Below are 19,031 nucleotides of genomic sequence, written 5' to 3'. Positions count from 1 at the left end.
AGGGGCCACACCATGACATCCATCCAACGTCTCACCACACGCCGCGCCCTGCTGGCGCTGGCCGCAGCCTGCGCCGCCGCCCTGCTGTCCGCCTCCGCGCTTGCGGCCTCGCCTGCCGGCACCGCTGCCAATGCACCGGCCGCCACCGTGGTCGACATCGTCGGCCGCACGGTCGAAATCCCCGCCAAGGTGGAGCGCATCCTGCTGGGCGAGGGCCGCTTCCTCTACGCCCTGGCCCTGATCGAGGGTGACCAGCCGCTGGCCCGCATCGCCGGGTGGCAGGGCGAGCTGCCCTTCGCCGACCCCAACGGCTATGCCGACTACCGGCGCCGCTTCCCGGCCATAGACCGCATCCCGGTCATCGGCCGCACCTCGGAAGACAGCGTCAGCGCCGAGCAATCGGTCTCCACCCGGCCCGACATCGCCATCTTCGGCCTGGGCGGACATGGTCCGGGGCGCCAGAGCGGCCTGGTCAACGATCTCAAGAAGGCCGGCGTGCCCGTGGTCTTCATCGACTTTCGCGCCCAGCCCGTGCGCAACACCCTGGCCAGCATGCGCATCCTGGGCAAGGCCGTGCACCGCGAGGAACAGGCCGAGGCCTATGCGCGCTTCTACGAGCAGCACCTGCAGCAGGTGCGCCAGCGGGTGGAGGGCATTCCCACCAGCCAGCGCCCGCGCGTCTTCGCCGAGCTGCTGGCCGGCGTCTGGGACGGCTGCTGCCACACCGTGGGCAAGGGCAACATGGGCGAATTCATCGAGGCGGCCGGCGGCATCAACGTCGCGGCCGGCAAGGTGCCCGGCGCCATAGGCGACATGCACCAGGAAGCCCTGATCGCCGCCGACCCCGAGGTCTACATCGCCACCGGCAGCCGCCCGCAGAGCAACCGCCTCATGCTCAAGGCCGGCAGCGGCGTGGCGCCGGCCGACCTTTCGGCCAGCCTGCAGACGCTGACCGCGCGCCCCGGTTTCGAGGTGCTGAGCGCCGTTCGCCAGGGCCGCGCCCACGGCCTGTGGCACAACTTCTCCGACGCGCCCACCAACATCCTGGCCATCGAGGCCATGGCCAAGTGGTTCTACCCAGAGCGCTTTGGCGACATCGATCCCCAGGCCACACTGGACGAGATCAACCGCCGCTTCCTGCCCGTCCAGCCCATGCACGGCGCCTTCTGGGGCGATGCACCTGCCAAGGCAGCGGCCACAGCGGCCAGCGGAGCCGCGCGATGAACATGGCCGCCGACCTGCCCGTGGAGCTCGCCAGCCCGGCCGCCAATGCAGCACCGCTGGCCAGGGGCTACCGGCGCCTGACCGCCATGCGCGTGCTGGTGCTGGCCCTGCTGGCTGCGGCCATCGTGGGCGCGCTGCTGCTGGACTTCACCACCGGCCCCTCCGGGCTGGCGCTGGACCAGTTGATCGCCACCCTGGGCCATGCCGACCAGGCGCCGCCTGCGCTGCGCGTCATCGTCTGGGACATTCGCCTGCCCTACGCCTTGATGGCCGTGGCCGTGGGCCTGTCCCTGGGCCTGGCCGGCGCCGAGATGCAGACCGTGCTGGCCAACCCGCTGGCCAGCCCGTTCACGCTGGGCCTGTCCTCGGCCGCCGCCTTTGGCGCGGCCCTGGCCATCGTGCTGGACTGGAGCCTGCCCGGCGTGCCCACGGCCTGGGCCGTGCCTGCCAACGCCTTCCTGTTCGCCATGGCCTCGGCCCTGCTGCTGGACCTGGTGGCGCGCTGGGGCGGCATGAGCGCATCGGGCGTGGTGCTGTTCGGCATTGCCCTGGTGTTCAGCTTCAACGCCCTGGTCTCTTTGCTCCAGTTCGTGGCCACGGCCGAGGCACTGCAGGGCCTGGTCTTCTGGACCATGGGAAGCCTCTCGCGCGCCACCTGGCCCAAGGTGGCCGGGCTGGCCGCCGCGCTGGCCCTGGTGCTGCCGTTCTCGCTGCTCAACGCCTGGCGCCTCACCGCCTTGCGCCTGGGCGAGGACCGTGCCGCCAGCTTTGGCGTGGACGTGCGCCGACTGCGCCTGGGCGCCCTGCTGCGCATCAGCCTGCTGGCCGCGCTGTCCGTGGCCTTTGTGGGCAGCATCGGCTTCATCGGCCTGGTGGCACCGCACATCGCGCGCCGCATGGTGGGGGATGACCACCGCTTCTACCTGCCCGCCGCCGCCCTCATCGGCGCGCTGGTGCTGTCGCTGGCCTCGGTGGCGTCCAAGACGCTGATCCCGGGCGTGATCATCCCGGTGGGCATCGTCACCTCGCTGGTGGGCATTCCCTTCTTTCTGGCCATCGTGTTGCGCACGCGGGGGCGGACATGAGCACCACCCTGAACACCTCCCTGAATACCCCGCACTTCGCACCCACCTATCTGCCACCTCTCACGCAAGATGGTCTGCAGATCGAGGGTCTCAGCGTCGCCTACGGGCGCCGACGCGTCATCGACTCGCTGGACATCGCCCCGCTGCGCGCCGGCACGCTCACCGTGGTGCTGGGGCCCAACGGCAGCGGCAAGTCCACCCTGCTGCGTGCCCTGGCCGGCCTGGTGCGCGCCCAGGGCAGCATCACGCTGGAAGGCCAGGAACTGCAGCACGCCAGCCTGGCCGAGCGCGCGCGCCGCATCGTCTACCTGCCCCAGGCCCTGCCGGCCGCCGTGCACCTGCGCGTCATCGAATCACTGCTGGCCGCGCGCAAGGCCTCGCCACACACCACGCGCCCGCAGCAGGCCGGCTCCCCGGATGCGGTCACCCAGGCTGCCGCCCTGCTTGAGCACCTGGGCATCGCCCACCTGGCCATGCGCCACCTGGATGAGCTGTCTGGCGGCCAGTCCCAGCTTGCAGGCCTGGCCCAGGCCCTGATCCGCGAACCGCGCGTGCTGCTGCTGGACGAACCCTTGTCCGCCCTGGACCTCAACCACCAGTTCCACGTCATGCAGCTGGTGCGCGAGCAAACGCGCCGCCACGGCATGACCACCCTGGTCGTGCTGCACGACCTGGGCGCCGCCCTGCGCCACGCCGACCGCGTCATCGTGCTCAAGCAAGGCCAGCTGCTGGCCGACGGCCCGCCCGCCCAGGCCATCACCCCGCCCTGCTGGCCCACGTCTACGGCGTGCAGGCCCGGGTGGAGCCCTGCTCCCAGGGCCTTCCCCAGGTCATCGTAGACGGGCTGACGGCTGCGGCCTGAGCCCGGTCCCCGATTCCAGATCCATCCGCTTTTTTGGAGATTCCGAATGCATACCCGCATCACCGCCGCCGCTGCCTTGCTGGCCGCCTTCTGCCTGAACGCCCAGGCCCAGCATGCCCACCCCACGCCCGCATCCAGCGTGGCCCATCCCGCCTGCGAAACCACCATTGAAGGCCAGCCCGGCAAACGCTTCAGCCTGGCCGAAATCCGCGTCAGCGTGCGCTGCGAGAACTTCACCGTCCACCTGGTCCACACCGGCAGGAAGCCCTGGCAGGAAGCCGGGCACAACTGGGTGCTGGCCCGCAGCGCCGACATCGACGCCGTGATCGCCGACGGCCTGCGCGCCGGCCCCGACCGGGCCTGGGTGGACCACGCCGACGCACGCGTCATCGCCGCCACGCAAATGCTGTCGGGCGGTGAGCATGCCTCGGTCACCTTCCCCGTGGCGCGCCTGCGCAAGGGCGAGAGCTATACCTACTTCTGCTCGTATCCCTCGCATGCGCTGCCCATGCGGGGAAGGCTGGTACTGGAGGATTGAAGCCGCGTCACCGCGCGGCAAAGGCCCAAAGGGCCTGCGCGTTCAATGCAGCAGCGTGGCCACCAAGGTCACCTCGGGCACGCCTGCCAGCGCCTTGGACAGCGGGCACTGGGACTTGGCCTCCTGGGCGATTTTCTGGAACTGCGCATCGTCGATGCCGGGCACCTTGGCCTGAAGCGTGAGCGCGATGCGGTCGATCTTGAAACCCTCGCCATCCTTGGCAAGCCGGACCTTGGCCGTGGTGTCCAGCATCTCGGTGGCGATGCCCGCCTTCTCGCAGGCAAAGGCAAAGGCCATCGTGAAACACGCCGCATGCGCGGCGCCCACGATCTCCTCGGGATTCGTTCCCTTGCGGTCATCCCCGAAGCGGCTGCCGAAGCCATAGGGATGGTCCTTGAGCGCGCCGGTCTCCGTGCTGATGCGGCCCTGGCCGGTCTTGCCTGCACCTTCCCAATGGACGGAAGCGGTTTTCTCGGACATGTGTTTCTCCTGTGCGTTGGTTGGACAAGCCGCCATCACAGCACAGGCGCCACGGGGCAAGGCGTGGTCCCGGGGCGCGCCAGCCCCTGCGCGCACGTCCTACAGAGACAGAATCGACGACCCTGTCCCGGGCCATTCCTCCCTATTCGACACGAACAAAGCCATCTTCAAATTTCGGTGAAGAGACGCGGCGGACGGATGCGGCATCAAGTCGATCGGGTGCATTGCCGACCCGCTCGGGCGATCAGCACTTCTTCAGCCGAGGTTGCTGGCGTTGCCCAACTACGGCGAGGATATTGACAGTTTGCGCCTGGTCATCCACCTCATACAAAAGGTTCTGACCGGCAACACTGACGCGGCGGACACCATCGCCATAGCGCGGATCAGCTTCATACAAGCGCGGAAACTAGACAAGGCGGTCTGTGGAGCGCAGCACTTGCTCCGTGACGTTCTCCGCGTCCCACAGCGAAGCATGCTCGAGCAAATATTCAAAAAGCGCCCGCATATCCTCAATTGCAGGCGGACGCCAGTCGACCCTATGCGCCACCACGCAACTCCTCAGCACGATCCCGCAGGAGTTGCCGCACCTGATCCGTACTCATCCCGGTCTGTTTGTCCGAACGGGCGGCTGCCACCTTCGCGCGCACCCAATCGTCATATTCCGCCTGGGCCAGTTCCTCATCCGCCAAGCGCTGCAGCAGCTCCATCTTGTCGGAGCCACTGGTGGGGAGGATACGTGGCAGGTTCTCCGCAAGTTCACGAAGAAAATTGGCGTTCTCATAGTGCGTAGTGGTGGTCATAGCCGCTCTCCAGACGTTGCAGGCCGCACTGCCAGCGCAACAGACGGCTGTTACGCGGATGGACCTGACGGATGATGTTAGCCCACGGTTTGTCGCTCTTTCTGCCGCTCCATCGCGTGAGCAATCGGCACCCCGTCCGCGCAGCGGTGCCTGCGCCAAACCCGAGCCCAGGCCCCGCCCACCCCATGGCACTACAAAGACTGTGGATACCCCCGCCTGCGGCTGGATCAGCCTCCTGCCCCCTCACCCCACAAACACCTGCCGCGTATTCGTTCGCCCCACGATCACCGCCGCCAGCACCGCCGCCCCGGCCGCAACCCCAAAATTCGCCAGATAGGCCGCATGGGCCGAAGTCTCCAGCAAGGCCGCGAACAGCGATCCGCCAATGGCCAGGGTGGCCGCCACGGCAATGGCCTCGCACAGCTGCAGGGCCGAGCTGTTGGCGCCCTGCTCGCCGGGCGCGGACATGGACAGCGTGAGCACCGACAGGCTTGCCGACAGCAGGCCCATGCCCAGCCCCGACACGATCCAGCCCGCCACCGCCACCCACACGGGCACGGCCGGCCAGGCCACGGATGCCGTCAGCAGCACGCCCGCCAGCACCGCGCTGGTGCCCACGCGCAGGAAGCGGTGACGGCTCCAGCCGTTGCGGCTGTGTCCCTGGTACCAGGAAGCGGAGCACCAGCCCAGCGCACCCGCGCTCAGCACCAGCCCCGCCATGGGCGCTGACAGCCCGTGCTCGCGCGCCAGCACCAGCGGCAGGAACGCCTCGGCCCCGAAGAATGCTGCAAACACCAGACCGCGCAAGGCGATCACGCTGGGCAGCCCGCGCCCGGCGCGCAGCGTGCCGGCCGGCAAGAGCTTCCAGGTGCAGACCAGCGACAAGGCCGCGGCCACCACCACCGCCCCCAAGGCGCCCGCCGATTGCCTCTGCCCGCCCACATACAGAAGGCAGATGCCCGTGGCCGCGCCCAGGGCCCACAGCCCGCGCCGCACACCGCCCTGCATGCCCCGGCCATGGCCGCCCAGGCCCTGGAGCGCCGGGCGCAGCATCGCCCCGGCCGGCAAGGCCAGCAGGGGCACGCCCAGGAACACCCAGCGCCAGCCCAGGTGCTCCACCACCAGGCCGCTCAACGCCGGTCCCACCAGCGCGGGCACCACCCAGGCCGTGGCAAACGCCGCAAAAATGCGCCGCCGCAGTGCCTCGGGATACCGCCGGCCCACCAGCACATACAGCGCCACCGACATGCCGCCGGCCCCCAGCCCCTGAACCAGCCTCCCTGCCAGAAACACCGGCATGGAAGGCGCAAAGCCCGCCAGCAGCAACCCCGCCACAAAACACGCCATGCCAGACCACAGCGGCGCCGCCGGCCCGCGCGCGTCGCACCAGCCGCCCGCCACCGTCATGCCCACCACGCTGGTGGCCAGGGTCACGCCAAAGGCAACCGCATACAGCGGCACCCCATCGAGCGCGCGGGCCACCGCTGGCATGGCGGTGGCCACGGCCAGGGCCTCAAAGGCAATCAAGGCCACCAGCGAGACGATGCCGATCGTCGTCAGGCGGTAGGGGGAGGACAGGATGGACCAGCTCTCGGCGGTCGTCGGCCGGACATGATCGTCCAGCGTGAGGGAATCTTGATGGGGCATGGATGCCTCTTGGTTGCAGGGTCTGCGCCGGCCATGGCGCAGTGCCATGGCGACGAGAAGCCTGGAGCATGCAACCTCAAGTGCGGTTGAGATCAAGGGGGTCCTGCCCCCAAGTACCTCTTACCGCTCGATCACACGCCAATACTGGCCAGAGGAGCGGCTGGTGGCCGGCAGCATGACGGCAATGCCATTGTCATTGGCCGTATCCAGCACGACGGCATCCGACAGGAAGCGGTTGTAGAGATGGAACTGGCCCGGCAGGTCACTGGGCGCACAGCGCCATTGCTGGCCGCTGAAGCGTGGGGAGTCTCCCGCCGACGCCGTCATCTTCAGCTCAAGATGCGGTTTCCCGGCCACGCTGGTGACATCGAGCGCCATGGTGCCCGGTCCGAACGCCGCATTCTGGACAAGCCAGTAGCCCTTGCCGGTGCGCATGAACCTCCATCTGTCGGCGCCCAGAATCATGGCCGGGACGGAAATCTGCAATGGCTTGACGTTGTACAGCCCCGGGGGCGACACAAGGCCCGTGCCCTGCAGCAGCGCTACCGCGTTGCGCCTTTCACTCCAGTACAGGTTCTGCAGCCCGACCCATTGGCGGTCCTTGAGCATGGGGCATTGGTCGTACAGGTAGTCGCCCGTCTCGTAGCGTCGAAAATCCGCATCGCTGAGCCGCTGGGCCGAGAGTGCGTGCGCCTCGGCGGAGATCCGTGCCAGTTCCCGCATGGCGGCCGTCATGGCGATCAAGGGCGCAGACGAACCACGCACCGGCCTCACCGGCAAGATGCGGCGAGCATTTGCCAGGTCGGAGGCCACGGCCCGCCAGCGCAATGCCAGGGTGCTGAATTCCGTTGCCATCGCCTGCGGCGCAGGCCCAAGGCGGACCACCGCGTTTGCCGGTGGCGGCTGCCTGGCATGGTGCGCGGCGGCCACGCGAAGCAGCGAGGCATGACTTTCCAGCTGCGCCACGACGGGTGCAGCCGCCGCAATGGCCGTATCCATCTCCGTCTCGACGGCTGCGACACCCGCATTCCATCGGGCCTCGTCCAGCGGTGCGTCGGGGGCCAGCGAAACGGCATCCAGCTGGTCGCACAGCTGCTGCAAACGCCCCACGGCCTGCCCCAGCTTTTGCACCGTATCGGCCAGCCCGTCGATACGGGCACGCAGCGTGCCCCAAGCGGCCGATGCCGCCTTCAGCGAAGGGAACGACTGCATGCTCTCCAGGCTCCTTACCAGCGTCATGCGGCCGCTGGCATCGTCAAGATCCAGCCCGGTGAGGAACGAGAACTCGGCGATATCGGTCCATACCTGCCTTGCGACTGGCTCACGCGCGGGCTCGGCTTCGACGCGGCAGCTTGATGCCAGGGCGCCACCGCAGCACAGCGCCGTGGCAGCGGCGGGCAGCCACAGAAGCCGGGTCATTTGGCTGCAGTGCCGGCCATCAACAGGCGCAGGGCCCGAGGCGCTGCCGGCATCCGTCGGGGCTCCAGCACTTCGATCAGCCAGGTCGTGAACGGCGTCGGGCAGAGGTCTCCCAGATGCTGCGAGAACTCGATCTGGTCGCCGGCGTACGTGAAGTTGATCTTCAGGGGCGAGCAGAAAAGCCTCTCGTCCCCGTTGCCCGTGCTGTCGTGAAAGTCGCTGCCGGTCACCATATCGATATTGATGCGCTGGGCCGAGGCATCGGCAAACTCCAGCCAGGCCTGCACCGACGAAAGGCGGATGCGGCGGTAGCTGGCCAGTGCCGGATGGCTGGTGGCAATGGACAGGCTGATGGGCTGCCCATTCGCCAGCTGCTGCAGCAGCGCGGCGTCAGTGACCCGCAATTCCCGCCGCAAATCCCCTTTGGTCCTCGCATTGGCCGCCTGCGCGCTGGCGTGGTCTGCCAGCAGGGTGGCGTGTGCATCTGCCATGGCAGCGGCCGTGCCAGGCATCGACAGACGGTGGCCGGGCTGCTTGCCGGTCTCGTAGGCCTGTGCGGCGCGGACCCCGAAGCAGTCCACGAAGAAACCGCGGCGCGCACTTTCTGCCCTGAGGGTGATTTCCCCCTGCAGCCGCGCGCTGCGCTCCAGCTCTGTCAGCGCCTGCTGCTCCAGCGCCTGCAGGCGCTTGCGCTTGCCGATCACCGCAACGTACTCCAGCTTGAGCGTGGCAAGCTCACGGGCAATGGCATTCTTGGATGCGCTTTGCTCTGCCAGCAGGCGGCCATAGACGGCCACCTTCTGCACCTGTGTCTTGAGGGTGTTGGCAGCGTTGCGCACGGCCGCCTCGGTGCCTTCCGTGGCAAGCACCAGATCCAGCCGGTTGACTGCATCGTTCTCCAGCACCGTCCAGGCGGCCTTGGCTTCATTGGCATCCGGCATGAGCGCAAGTGCACGCATGGTGTCGCCCAGCTCCCGGGAAATCCCCTCGACATCCAGCCCGCCCAGCGGCCCACGGATCACCGGCAGCACCGCATTCAATGCGCCCTTGGCGGGATCCACCAGATTCTTGAGCGTGCTGGAGTTGTGCCTGGCCCATTGCAGCGGAATGGCAAACGACTGGCCCAGGGCCTTCAGCGCCTTGAGCGGGCCGTCTATGCTGCCGCCAAGCGTCTTGGCCTGCCCGTACAAATCCTTCAGGCCGAGCACGCCTTTCTGACCGGTCTCGGTCAACGCCTTCGGGTCGGGCGGCACGCCCACGCACAGGGCGGCCACACTGCCCGCGACTGCGATGACGCCAAAGGCGATTTCCAGGCTCATCTTCACGGTGCGCACGATCTGGGCAACGTTGCTTTCAAGCTTGAGCCGCATGGCGGCAAGTTCCGCTTCAAGCTCCTCCTGGCGCACCGTGCGTGCGGCGCGGTCAAGGGCCTCGATCTGCTGAATCAACCGCTGCTCCAGCTCGGTGCAACGTGCCTCCAGCGTCTTGAGGTCCAAGGTATCCCGGTCGGCAAACGCCTGCGCGACGCTGCCCACGGCACCTGCCAGCTCGCCGCTGGCGCGCAGGCTGCGCAGGTGGGCCTCCATGGCCGCCATCACCTCCTGCCGGGCCTTGGCCAGCGACAGATAGCTGCCTGCGCTCAGATCAGGAATCGGCCTGGCCAGCCCGTCAACGCCCATGACAGGCAGCAGACGCTGCAGCGAACCCGCCGCCTGGATCAACTCGCCAAACCCGGACTCGACCCCTGACCAGCGCGTGATCCAGCCCAGCGCCTCATGGCACAACGCCAGTTCGGCCGCGCTGTGGTCGCTATGGCCGGGCCTGCCCGCCATGCCGGCGCTCAGGGCAAACAGCGCGGCCAGCACCCTGTGCATCGGCTCGCCATGCTCCAGCAGGCCGGGCGGCACGGGGGTGTGCTTCACCACAGCCCGGTTGTCCTGCCACAGGAAATTGCTGAACTGCGGCCGCGTCACTGTGTCCCAGGCCTCCTCCAGCGCATAAGGGGTGTCGTGCGTGGGGCCGCCGTACAGCGTGAACCGGCCCTCCACGGCTTCCACGAAAATGCGCACCCTGCTGAGCTCGTTGTCCTCGTCATGCAGCATGCGCAGCACCGTCGTGCCTTCGGAAACAATGCGACGGGCAACCACCGTCAGCCGCCGCACCGCACCGTCAAGCCGCCTGTCGAACCCCTCGGGCACCACTACGGTATCGGCATGGATGTCCAGCGCCTGCAGGCCAGCCGCGTCGGCCTCTTCCAGCAACACCTTCAGGTCCACCACCAGATCGGCCACGATGCCGAAGGGATTGAAGCTGCCGTCCGGCGCCCGGCCACCGCTGCAGACCAGCGGCCCTGGCGGCACCAGGCCCTCGGCTCGGTAGCGATCGATCAGGGTTCGCAATTCAATGGGAGTTATCGCGGCAGTGAGCGCGGGAGTCATTGCTGAAGTCATGGCGGGTGGTTCCAGGTAAGGCACTGCACCTGTGCAGCGGTGGGACAAAGGCCGGAGCAGACCGCTCAGGCTGCCTTCTTGCTGGCAAGCTCCACCAGTTGGTCCACGCTCTGCGCCTTCTTCGGCGTGCCGCCAAAACGCCGGAAATGGTCTGCCTGTCCGGCGACACGCGCCCAGCCCTTCTTGGCCGTGCCCAGCACCACCGTCAGGCTGAACCAGTTTTCCCCTTGCAGGGACTTGCGGCCGGTGGTGCTCAAGACCTTGTGCATGTTGCCCAGATCGGCAGAAATCGCACGCCATGCCTCGCCCAGCGTCTTGAGCTTGGGACCCAGGTCTTCAATGCTCTTGCTGATGCTGTCAAAGCGATCATTGCTTCGGTTGTAGTAGCCGATGAAGCGCTCGTTCGTAGCCATCGTGGCCTGGATGGTTCTCACCTCATCCACCTTCTCGGCAATCTTCCTGCGCGTGACCGCAAGGTCCGCACCCACGCCGATATCCACCCCCGCCAGAATCAGCGGCCCGAAAAGCGGAATGGCCAGATAGGCCGGAGACGTGGACAGCACGATGACTTCATCCTTTTCCTTGCGGCGCAGGGCCTTCAAGTCGTTCTCCAGCTTCTCCACGGCGGCCTTCAGCTTCTGGTTGGCAGCACCCTCGGCGCCCAGAGTGGTCGTGAACTTCTGCTTTTGTCCATTGAACGCGGTCTTGCAGGCATTCAGGCGCATCAGTATTCCGTTGCCGTTGTCAAGAATGGAGTTCTGCAGCGCGAAGGCACGCACCGATCGCGCATTGGCGTCTTCAATCAACTGCTCCAGCGCGCTGCTGAAATTGCGCTTGATCTGCTCCGACCGCCCGCTGGGCGTATCGCTTTCCCAAACCTTGACCAGTGCCTTCCATTTCGCTTCCACCGCCGGCTCCGCCGATGGGGTAGGCGCTCCCTCCAGATCGAAACGGTCCACCAGCTCGATCAACCGCTCATAGGTGGTTGCCGCCACATCGTTGTACTGAACGATATCGTCGGCCAGCGTCAGCATCTTGTCCTGCACATCGGCCTTGAACTTCTGGCCGACACCCTTGAGCGTGACGAACAGCTCCACCGCTTCGGAAAACTCCGGCCTGAAAGCATCCTGCTTCTGCATGCCCAGCATGGCGCGCATCAGCTCCGTGGTGGTCGGGTTGTCGGTGACTGCAGACTCGAAGAACGTCGTCAGCCCGATCCAGTCCTCTGAACTGAGAACGGAAATTCCCTTGTAGATATCGGCAGACGGTGTGAATGCATTCGTTGAATTTGCAGAGTCGGACATGGCGAAGGCTCCTGATGGTGAAAGGCCGGATTCGGCCTCGAATCGGTGTGCAAACAAGCGGCGGCGTTGAAGAAATGACCGCACCGCAGTCATCGCCCGCCCCCCTTTTTGCGCTCCAGTCGACCGGATGCTAGGTAGCCACCGTGGCCCTGTATGTCCCCCAAACAAGTGACACAAATTCATACAGCACTGGGGATAAGGACAGCAGCCGGACTGCTCTCTCACACTCCAAGGAGCCTGTCCCCTGCGCGACCCATGGCAATGAGCACGATCAATCCATTGCCCCAAATGACAAGACAAGGAATTTTGCAGACCAGGCATACACCACCTGCTATGCAATCAATAGCGCATTGCACGCATTCATCGCCAGCCAGAAGACATCGTGAATGTCAATTTCTCTTGATTTCACCGCACCCATTGGCACAGGAATTCGCCTCACCCATAAATGTTGCAAAATGTTCGGCAATTTGAACGATGGAGGAGCGGGAGTGGCAAGAAAACGAAAGACCAGCACGGCAGAAGACCTCATGGATCTGATCGCCATGCTGCCCTGTTGGGCCGGCATCGCATTGGCTCTCACCAGCTACATGGTGCTGCACTCCATTGCCATCCGCCCCCTGCCTGCAGCCTTCAGCCCGTATCAGATAGGGCGATTGTCCACAACTGCCATTTGGCACCGTTGTGATCACCTCTTCCTCGCTCCTTGAAATCGGAGTTTCCCACTTGCAGATACCAAAATAAGCAATTTTTAAGGATTTAAATGACGATAGAACTCAGCGAACCGTTTGTCAGCAGCGCTCTTGAAAAACTGTCTTGGCAAGCCTTGGAAGATCACTTGAAAGGCATCATGTTGGCTCCGCCGGACGTCGACAAGCTGGTCGGACTAGTGCAGCGCAGTGAGGCGCTCGTCCTGAAACGACATGATCAAAAGAAGCAAAAGAACCGCGATAAGTTACTTGATAAGCTCGCAGGCTATCTGGATGCAAAGGGCTTTCCGAATCAAGCCGAGCTAGTGGGATCACACTCAGCCCGTTTAAACCAAATAGACAGCATCTATTGCTCGATTCTCGAATTACTTTCTAATAGCGATGCTGCGAATCTTTCTCCGGAACTTCGTGTCTCCGCATTGATCGAGCGATCCAATATAGAGTACGGCCTGATAGTTAAGCAGATGAACGAGGAAATCATCGCTACTGGGGAACTAGATCTTGGGAAAGTAACCATGCAGGGATCAAGTGGAAACGAATTCCACCCTGGAGGTGTTCACGAGGCCCTGCTTACGACTATAGCCAATACGCTCGGCATGGAGGCTCATATCAATCGATGGTATGACGACCAGGGCTTTCTTGTGTTGCCAGCGCTGCCAGTGCCGAGTAATCAGGACCAAATCACAGTGGGATCTGTACAGATGCTTGCAGTGGCTTGGGGGCACTGGCAGTTTTCTGAGCGGCGACATCGTTATTTGGGGGCTCCTTTGACTCGGATAGCAGAACTTGATCCTGCTTGGGCTGAGTTTGGGATCAAAGGCTTGTGGGATTCTCGTCCTGCAGATGACGATGTAGAGCTTTACAGTCAAGCTGCCAACATGCGACTAATGGAGCGTTTCAAGCAGCATTTGGCACCCGTTTTAACCAATCCGCACTATAAAAAATTGGTCTACGGCACTGAGGGTAAAGTTAAGCTTTTTCCCAATCAGGCAGTCTCACTTTTGGAGATTCATGCAGCGGAATGCCTCAGCCAACTGCTATCAGTTGATCTCAAACACGATCAGTCTGAGTATGCCGGACTGACTTTTTCGGAATGGATACGCGGCTACTCGGTTCTCCAAAATATCTCGGATAGTGCTATGGAAACAGGCGACGCAGATCGTTTGACTATGCGATTTAGTGAATCTCAACTCGTGGAGATGTTGCAGCGCCTAGGCCTCCAAGGCAACAAAGCCCATAGCTTTATCAGCCATGCAACCTACCGGAAGGCCAGCCGCGATCTGTTTGATCAGCCTTTGCTCAAACTAAAGGATGGAAGCTATTTGCTGCTTGCAATAGCTGCCGCAGCCTCTTCGATACCTAAAATAATTCTGTCAACGCTTGGAATGCTGGAGGTCAACCTTGACGCTCGTGGAAAGCGCTTCGAGAAGAGCATGATTGATCTTTTAAACCAGAATGGCATAAAGGCCAAGACGATCACCTGTACACGCGATAACGAGACATATGACTACGATGTCGCGTTTGTCTGGGGGGAATACTTGTTTCTGTTTGAGTGCAAGAGTCGTAACCTTCCCACCGGCGATCCTGCCCGGACCTACTTCTTCTCTCTTGGCATTCGCAAAGTCGTCAAGCAGGTCAACCGGTTGGCCGAGGGGCTCAATAAGCATCCCGACATCTTGAGTGTTCACATGCCCGAGGCGGTGGGCAAACGGATCGTGCATTGCGTAGTAAATTCTCTGCCGTTTGCAAAATTCACTGAGGAGAACAATCTCCATTTTGCGAACGAGGGTGGTATTTCCAGATTTTTCAAACAGTCGGAAATCGGCCCACGCAAGCTCACTCAAACAGGCTTGAGTGACATTGATCCAGCGTCAGTGATTGCGCATCTTTGGGATGGTGACAAGCCAACGCCGGAAGACTTCCTGAGACACCTTAGATCTCCCATTCAGCTTGCCCACGCTATTCATCACATGAGTATCAACCCAATCCACATCCCCGTGGGAAAGGACGAGGCTCTGCAGTTGTTTGAGTTTCAGCAGACCGACAAGAGCAATGACAGCCTTAGGGAGGCCTCCAAGCGAGCCGGCTATCGAACTGGTGGCGACTTAGTGCCTTAATCGATATATGCATGAATTGCTCTCAGGAGCTCGGCCTTATATGTTCAGTCCCACAGTGAGATGGTGCGGATGAAGTCTAAATCGGCTTGGATCTTTTCCCATGCCTCGCAAATAGCCCGGAATGGTGTCTTCCACCTGAGCGCCTTCAAGTGCTTGCCGAAGTTGTAGCTTTGAACGAAGGCCTGGACATGCTCCCGTAGCTGCTCCAGTCCTTCGTACTCGTACGCCTTGATCGTGGATTCCTTGATGGTCCGGTTCATGCGCTCAACCATGCCGTTCGTCCAGGGGTGATACGGCTTGGTATGCCTTTTCTCGATGCCATTTAACTTGCAGATGCGCTCGAAGATGTGACCGATGCATGTGTCGGTGACGCCGCCTCTGAAGCGCTCTTGCCCTGTAAAGGCCATGCCGTTGTCCGTCAGGACGGTATGTATTCGGTACGGAAAGGCTACAAGCACCTGCCGAAGGAAATGTGCTGCATTGGCTTTCGTGGCCCTGTCAAAGAACGCGACATGCGTGAATTTTGTGACGCGATCTATGGCAACAAACATGTGCTGTTTGCCACTGGAGATCTTCATTTCAGCGCTGTCGATGTGAACGAAGCCCAGCGTCGTTTCTTCAAACTTTCCGTGCCTTCGTGGCAGGTGTGTTGCGGGCTGTCGGCTGATTCCGTGACGCTGCAGGCATCGATGCAAGGCGCTGCGGCTGAGCTTGGGTGCTGTCTCCAGGAGATGTCCCATGAGATCGTCCAGCGACAAATGCCCTTGCTTGCGTAACGCAATTGCCAGGTGTTCTTGCTCTTAAGAAAGATGCCGGCTTGCTCTGTCCCGAGGACCCATGGGCTCGTCGAGCACCGAGGTGCGCGCACGCCACTTGGCCACGGTCTTGGGATTGATGCCGTAGAGCTTGGCCAATGACCGATGGGAGCCGGTCGCAGCCAGGATGTTGTGAATGGACGTATGTGGCCGATCGAACAGCTTGCCGATCTGGTGCAGGGTATCGCCCTTGCTCCAGCGATCCCACATCATGGCCTTCTGTGCTTCGGTGTAGTAGATCCGTGGTCGTTGCTTCATGACCAGCACTCCTTGCGCCAGGTGCAGTCATTGTGTTGCATCGACCGGTTGAATTCACAGCCGAGATCAGTCCTCAATAGATCCCCTCCAACTCCAACCCCGCTAGCGGCAACCAAACAACGCAGAAAGGCCACGCATTTCATGCGTGGCCGCCCAAGGCAGCATCCAGTCAGTCCTCTCTCACCCCCCCCGCTCGCTCACCTCCCCCATCACCCCCTCAAGCGCCTCTTCCTGCGCCTGAATAAACGCAAGTAATTGCCCAGGGGTCACCGGCTCCAAAGCATGCCCCGGGTAGGCACCCATGATCAAACTGGAAATCAGCCCCAACTGATCCTGCACGCGCCGCAGGCTGTTGTACTCGGGCTCGGAAAGTTGAAAGTACAGCATGGCAACTCCTCAATGAGCACGCTTGGCGGCTGACGGAAAGGAATGCCCATGCGCCAGAAGCACCGGGCCATGCAAAGGACTGGGGGAAGGTTCGGGCATTGACACGCCCGCAAAGAAAGCAGCCATAAGGCCTCCTGTGAGTTCGTCCAACTACACCTCCTGTTCAGAGAGGTGGCCGGGTACTTGAACACGGTCACAGGGCCGCCCGCAGATTTCCCCCGAAGAGTCTTGTATAGCTGCGCGCTACCCGGCCATAAAACGCATGCGCGCAAGCGCACGAATCGTATGGACGTGAAAAAGCCACTGCTTTCGGGAGTGTGGCGGTCCGCCTGTGAAGGTGTGTTCAGCACCTGGACGTGATGATACAGCGCTATGGTGCAGCGCCCGCATCCTGGACGTTGTCCGTTCGCCGCAGCTCAGCCAACGAGGCGCCGCGCTCAAAGACCCCAGCGCCCTCGGAACACAAGGAAGGCCCCCACGCAAACGCATAGCCAGACGCCCACCACCAGGGCGACTCCGGCACGGCTTCGGGGCTTGCGGCCCTGCGTCTGCATCCAGGCCTCGGCCTGCTGGCGGCTGTCGGCCAGCACGGCAGGGGGAAGCAGCCGCACGGTGAGCCAGATCAGCGCGGGCAGCAGCAGGACGTCATCCACATAGCCCAGCACGGGGATGAAGTCAGGGATCAGGTCGATGGGGCTCAGGGCGTAGGCGACCACAAAGGCGCCCAGGGCTTTAGGGCGTCATCGGGCTCTTGCAGGCAAACCACAGGGTGACGCCATCGCGCTTGATGCGTCGTGCCCAGGCCTTCAATTTTTCACTGGCTGTCATGGATATACGAGGTTGTGACCGGGCTGGATGATGGCGGCCGGCTGTTGCCGTTGGGGCTGCGCCGCCAGGCCCGCGCAGCACTCGATGATATGGAACGCCAGCCCGCTGCGCGCGGTGTCCTTGTATCGGGTCTTCATGACCGCATCACCACGGTGCCGTGCCTGTGGCCGCAAAGGCCCGCAGCACGGCGGTGCCGGCTGGCCTGGGCCCACCAAGGCACATGGCTGCACTGACTGGCAAAGCCTTGTCACCGCCCTCTTCCTCATTCCAAGTCCATATCGACTGCACTCAAGGCGTGCATCTCATATATGCATCTAGGAATAATCTGAAAATAATCAGCCACAAGCCTTTCTGCTTGACTTCCAGATACCCAAGAAATCAAATAGCCGGACTCCCACAACGGAATTCCCAGGCCATTGATTGACATCGGCCTTGGGAATGATTGCGAACGCGCAATTCCCACTCTCACATCTTGATCGGACCTGATTTCTCACAGGACCGAGGGTAGGCCTGCGTTTGTGATTTTTCTGGCATTTGGCAAACCACCATTTTCTTATTCATTCCATTAACCATTCGCTTGCAGGCCATGGCACCATCCACAGATCTCACCCGCCCGTATATCAGCTATGAAAAGGCCTTCAACAGGCAGATCACCCGCGCCATGGACAGCCAGCAGGTGGACGTGGTGGTACTCACGCCACAAGAGTTCCTAGGCGTCCTGCAAGACAGGTCGCGCAATGACCCGCGCCTGGAGGCCAGCCTGCGCGCCATCCTGGCCCAAAGCGCCCTGGGCCGGTATTGGACGCAGACGGCCAGCCCCAATGCCGGCAAACCCTGGACCATCCCCGCCTCCATGTTGGCCAATGACGCGTACCTGTTCACCAGAACGCTGATTGCATTGCGCCTTGCCGGTGCGCGCACCTATGTCAAGGCGACTCCCAAGGGCACCTATATCATCATCACGGGCCGAGCCGGGTTTCGCGGCAATCTGCTGCAGGGCACGCGCTTTCTCACCACCAATCCCCGCATGGTCCAGATGGGTCTGGGCATGCGCGGACTTCAGGGCGTTGCCAGAGGGGGCTTCATCTTGAGCTTGGTTGTGGGTATCGGCGTGGAGACATTGGACTTCATCTTCAACGACGAGAAGACCATGCATGACCTGGTGGGTGGGATTGGAGTGGAGGCGGTCAAGGCTGGGTTGGCGACGATGGTGGGCATAGGCGCGGGAATTTTTGTCGCAAGCGTAACCGCCATTGCTGTTTTTTCTTTAGGTGCCATGGCCTTAATGGTATTTTCTACCGGGATAGCTTTAAATGAAATAGATAAAATTTGGAAAATAAAGAAAAATGTTATTGCCTCACTAAGAATTTTGACAAACAGCACGCCTTCTGGCATATACCGCGTTAATACTGACGCTCTCGCCACAGAACAGTTGAGTGGCAATCATGAAACAACAGAGATCAAAGAAATACCCCAAGACCATCCTAAAAATTTACTATCCCCTATCAATCGCAAAAATTGATGAGTCTTAAAATGGACAAAAGAAATTTAACCGAAATCAGAAAATCACTAATATGGAGTATTCCACTTTTTCTGCTGCTTCTGACAATGTCAATTTGGAGTATTTTATATTCTCTATATCAAACCGTAGATGATTTAAACAAACTTGCCCCATCTGTAAGAATCACACCATTTGTTCCAATTGCGTTGTGTGTGCCAATAATTTCAATCACAGGAATTATCATTGCAATACAAAAATCAGTCCCTTGCACAGAAGACGCTATTAAAATCCCAACGCGTATTTTTTTATCCGCCATAGCCGTTGGAGTTTTTATTATGTTTTTTTGTATTTTTGCAGTTACTCCTCTTCAGTACTATGCCATGCCGAAACTGGGCTATACCCGCTGCAATATCCTGGAAGACCACCCCACCATTTATTTTACAGACTGGGTAAAGAATCCGGATTGGTGTGTGCGTGGAAAAAGCCGGAAATGGGTCAATGAGCAAGCTCGTTTGGGGAAATAAGGCAGCCGTACTCTTTTGAACGCAACGGCTGCAGTTACTATATTTACTAAAATTGGCTCAATTTTATTGATCGACGACCAAGCAG

General features: G+C 61.9%; 15 protein-coding genes and 3 pseudogenes. 8 read left to right on the top strand and 10 right to left on the bottom strand.

What is annotated here, in order from left to right:
• Positions 1 to 12 precede the first annotated feature (12 nt).
• The 4 genes and pseudogenes from ACRSCF_RS14080 (at position 13) to azu (ending at position 3,709) form a co-directional block, all read left to right on the top strand.
• The gene (locus ACRSCF_RS14080) at positions 13 to 1,224 is read left to right on the top strand and encodes an ABC transporter substrate-binding protein (RefSeq protein ID WP_244388180.1); all 1,212 of its coding nucleotides are present in this window, start codon (positions 13 to 15) and stop codon (positions 1,222 to 1,224) included.
• Complete coding sequence (locus tag ACRSCF_RS14075) at positions 1,221 to 2,309, top strand: FecCD family ABC transporter permease (RefSeq protein ID WP_244388178.1); 1,089 nt, start codon at positions 1,221 to 1,223, stop codon at positions 2,307 to 2,309. The genes ACRSCF_RS14080 and ACRSCF_RS14075 overlap by 4 nt, the downstream gene beginning before the upstream one ends.
• Positions 2,306 to 3,171: pseudogene (locus tag ACRSCF_RS14070) on the top strand (ABC transporter ATP-binding protein). The gene ACRSCF_RS14075 and the pseudogene ACRSCF_RS14070 overlap by 4 nt, the downstream one beginning before the upstream one ends.
• Positions 3,172 to 3,217: 46 nt before the next feature.
• The gene (azu, locus tag ACRSCF_RS14065) at positions 3,218 to 3,709 is read left to right on the top strand and encodes an azurin (protein ID WP_244388177.1); all 492 of its coding nucleotides are present in this window, start codon (positions 3,218 to 3,220) and stop codon (positions 3,707 to 3,709) included.
• A gap of 42 nt (positions 3,710 to 3,751) precedes the next feature.
• On the opposite strand, the gene ACRSCF_RS14060 is transcribed toward azu, so the two are convergent.
• From ACRSCF_RS14060 to ACRSCF_RS14035, 6 genes are all read right to left on the bottom strand, one after another.
• Complete coding sequence (locus ACRSCF_RS14060) at positions 3,752 to 4,189, bottom strand: OsmC family protein (RefSeq protein ID WP_016447025.1); 438 nt, start codon at positions 4,187 to 4,189, stop codon at positions 3,752 to 3,754.
• A gap of 536 nt (positions 4,190 to 4,725) precedes the next feature.
• The gene (locus tag ACRSCF_RS14055; protein WP_034367074.1) at positions 4,726 to 4,989 is read right to left on the bottom strand and encodes a plasmid stabilization protein; all 264 of its coding nucleotides are present in this window, start codon (positions 4,987 to 4,989) and stop codon (positions 4,726 to 4,728) included.
• Positions 4,990 to 5,232: 243 nt separating this feature from the next.
• On the bottom strand, positions 5,233 to 6,636 hold the full coding sequence (locus tag ACRSCF_RS14050; RefSeq protein ID WP_244388175.1) for an MFS transporter: 1,404 nt from the start codon (positions 6,634 to 6,636) through the stop codon (positions 5,233 to 5,235).
• A gap of 120 nt (positions 6,637 to 6,756) precedes the next feature.
• The gene (locus ACRSCF_RS14045; RefSeq protein ID WP_034367071.1) at positions 6,757 to 8,055 is read right to left on the bottom strand and encodes an RICIN domain-containing protein; all 1,299 of its coding nucleotides are present in this window, start codon (positions 8,053 to 8,055) and stop codon (positions 6,757 to 6,759) included.
• The gene (locus ACRSCF_RS14040; RefSeq protein ID WP_244388172.1) at positions 8,052 to 10,505 is read right to left on the bottom strand and encodes a hypothetical protein; all 2,454 of its coding nucleotides are present in this window, start codon (positions 10,503 to 10,505) and stop codon (positions 8,052 to 8,054) included. Before ACRSCF_RS14040 ends, ACRSCF_RS14045 begins: the two co-directional genes overlap by 4 nt.
• Before the next feature lie 65 nt (positions 10,506 to 10,570).
• The gene (locus tag ACRSCF_RS14035; RefSeq protein WP_432675984.1) at positions 10,571 to 11,902 is read right to left on the bottom strand and encodes an alpha-xenorhabdolysin family binary toxin subunit A; all 1,332 of its coding nucleotides are present in this window, start codon (positions 11,900 to 11,902) and stop codon (positions 10,571 to 10,573) included.
• Between the two features lie 293 nt (positions 11,903 to 12,195).
• On the opposite strand from ACRSCF_RS14035, the gene ACRSCF_RS14030 reads away from it, so the two are divergent.
• Together ACRSCF_RS14030 and ACRSCF_RS14025 are read left to right on the top strand one after the other, a co-directional pair.
• Positions 12,196 to 12,516, top strand: a complete 321-nt coding sequence (locus ACRSCF_RS14030; protein WP_244388168.1) for a hypothetical protein — start codon at positions 12,196 to 12,198, stop codon at positions 12,514 to 12,516.
• Positions 12,517 to 12,569: 53 nt separating this feature from the next.
• Complete coding sequence (locus tag ACRSCF_RS14025; protein ID WP_432675982.1) at positions 12,570 to 14,633, top strand: hypothetical protein; 2,064 nt, start codon at positions 12,570 to 12,572, stop codon at positions 14,631 to 14,633.
• A 36-nt stretch (positions 14,634 to 14,669) separates the two neighbouring features.
• Here ACRSCF_RS14025 and ACRSCF_RS14020 read toward each other — a convergent pair.
• From ACRSCF_RS14020 to ACRSCF_RS14005, 4 genes and pseudogenes are all read right to left on the bottom strand, one after another.
• Positions 14,670 to 15,706: pseudogene (locus ACRSCF_RS14020) on the bottom strand (IS481 family transposase).
• Positions 15,707 to 15,886: 180 nt separating this feature from the next.
• Positions 15,887 to 16,093, bottom strand: coding sequence for a hypothetical protein (locus ACRSCF_RS14015; protein ID WP_244388166.1), 207 nt, complete (start codon positions 16,091 to 16,093; stop codon positions 15,887 to 15,889).
• A gap of 437 nt (positions 16,094 to 16,530) precedes the next feature.
• Positions 16,531 to 16,921, bottom strand: a pseudogene (locus ACRSCF_RS14010) (YkvA family protein).
• Complete coding sequence (locus ACRSCF_RS14005) at positions 16,918 to 17,058, bottom strand: hypothetical protein (RefSeq protein ID WP_156493770.1); 141 nt, start codon at positions 17,056 to 17,058, stop codon at positions 16,918 to 16,920. Before ACRSCF_RS14005 ends, ACRSCF_RS14010 begins: the two are co-directional and overlap by 4 nt.
• Before the next feature lie 449 nt (positions 17,059 to 17,507).
• Here ACRSCF_RS14005 and ACRSCF_RS14000 point away from each other — a divergent pair, with 449 nt between their 5' ends.
• The gene (locus ACRSCF_RS14000) at positions 17,508 to 18,443 is read left to right on the top strand and encodes a hypothetical protein (RefSeq protein WP_244388164.1); all 936 of its coding nucleotides are present in this window, start codon (positions 17,508 to 17,510) and stop codon (positions 18,441 to 18,443) included.
• 11 nt (positions 18,444 to 18,454) lie between these two features.
• Positions 18,455 to 18,946 carry a hypothetical protein gene (locus tag ACRSCF_RS13995; RefSeq protein ID WP_244388163.1) on the top strand — a complete coding sequence of 164 codons (492 nt, stop codon included), beginning with the start codon at positions 18,455 to 18,457 and terminating at the stop codon, positions 18,944 to 18,946.
• Positions 18,947 to 19,031: the final 85 nt, after the last annotated feature.

Source organism: Delftia sp. 11MD, assembly GCF_050907895.1.
Taxonomy (GTDB): domain Bacteria; phylum Pseudomonadota; class Gammaproteobacteria; order Burkholderiales; family Burkholderiaceae_C; genus Comamonas; species Comamonas tsuruhatensis.
The sequence above is the reverse complement of the archived record's forward strand: the minus strand, read 5'-3'. Positions and strand labels throughout refer to the sequence as shown.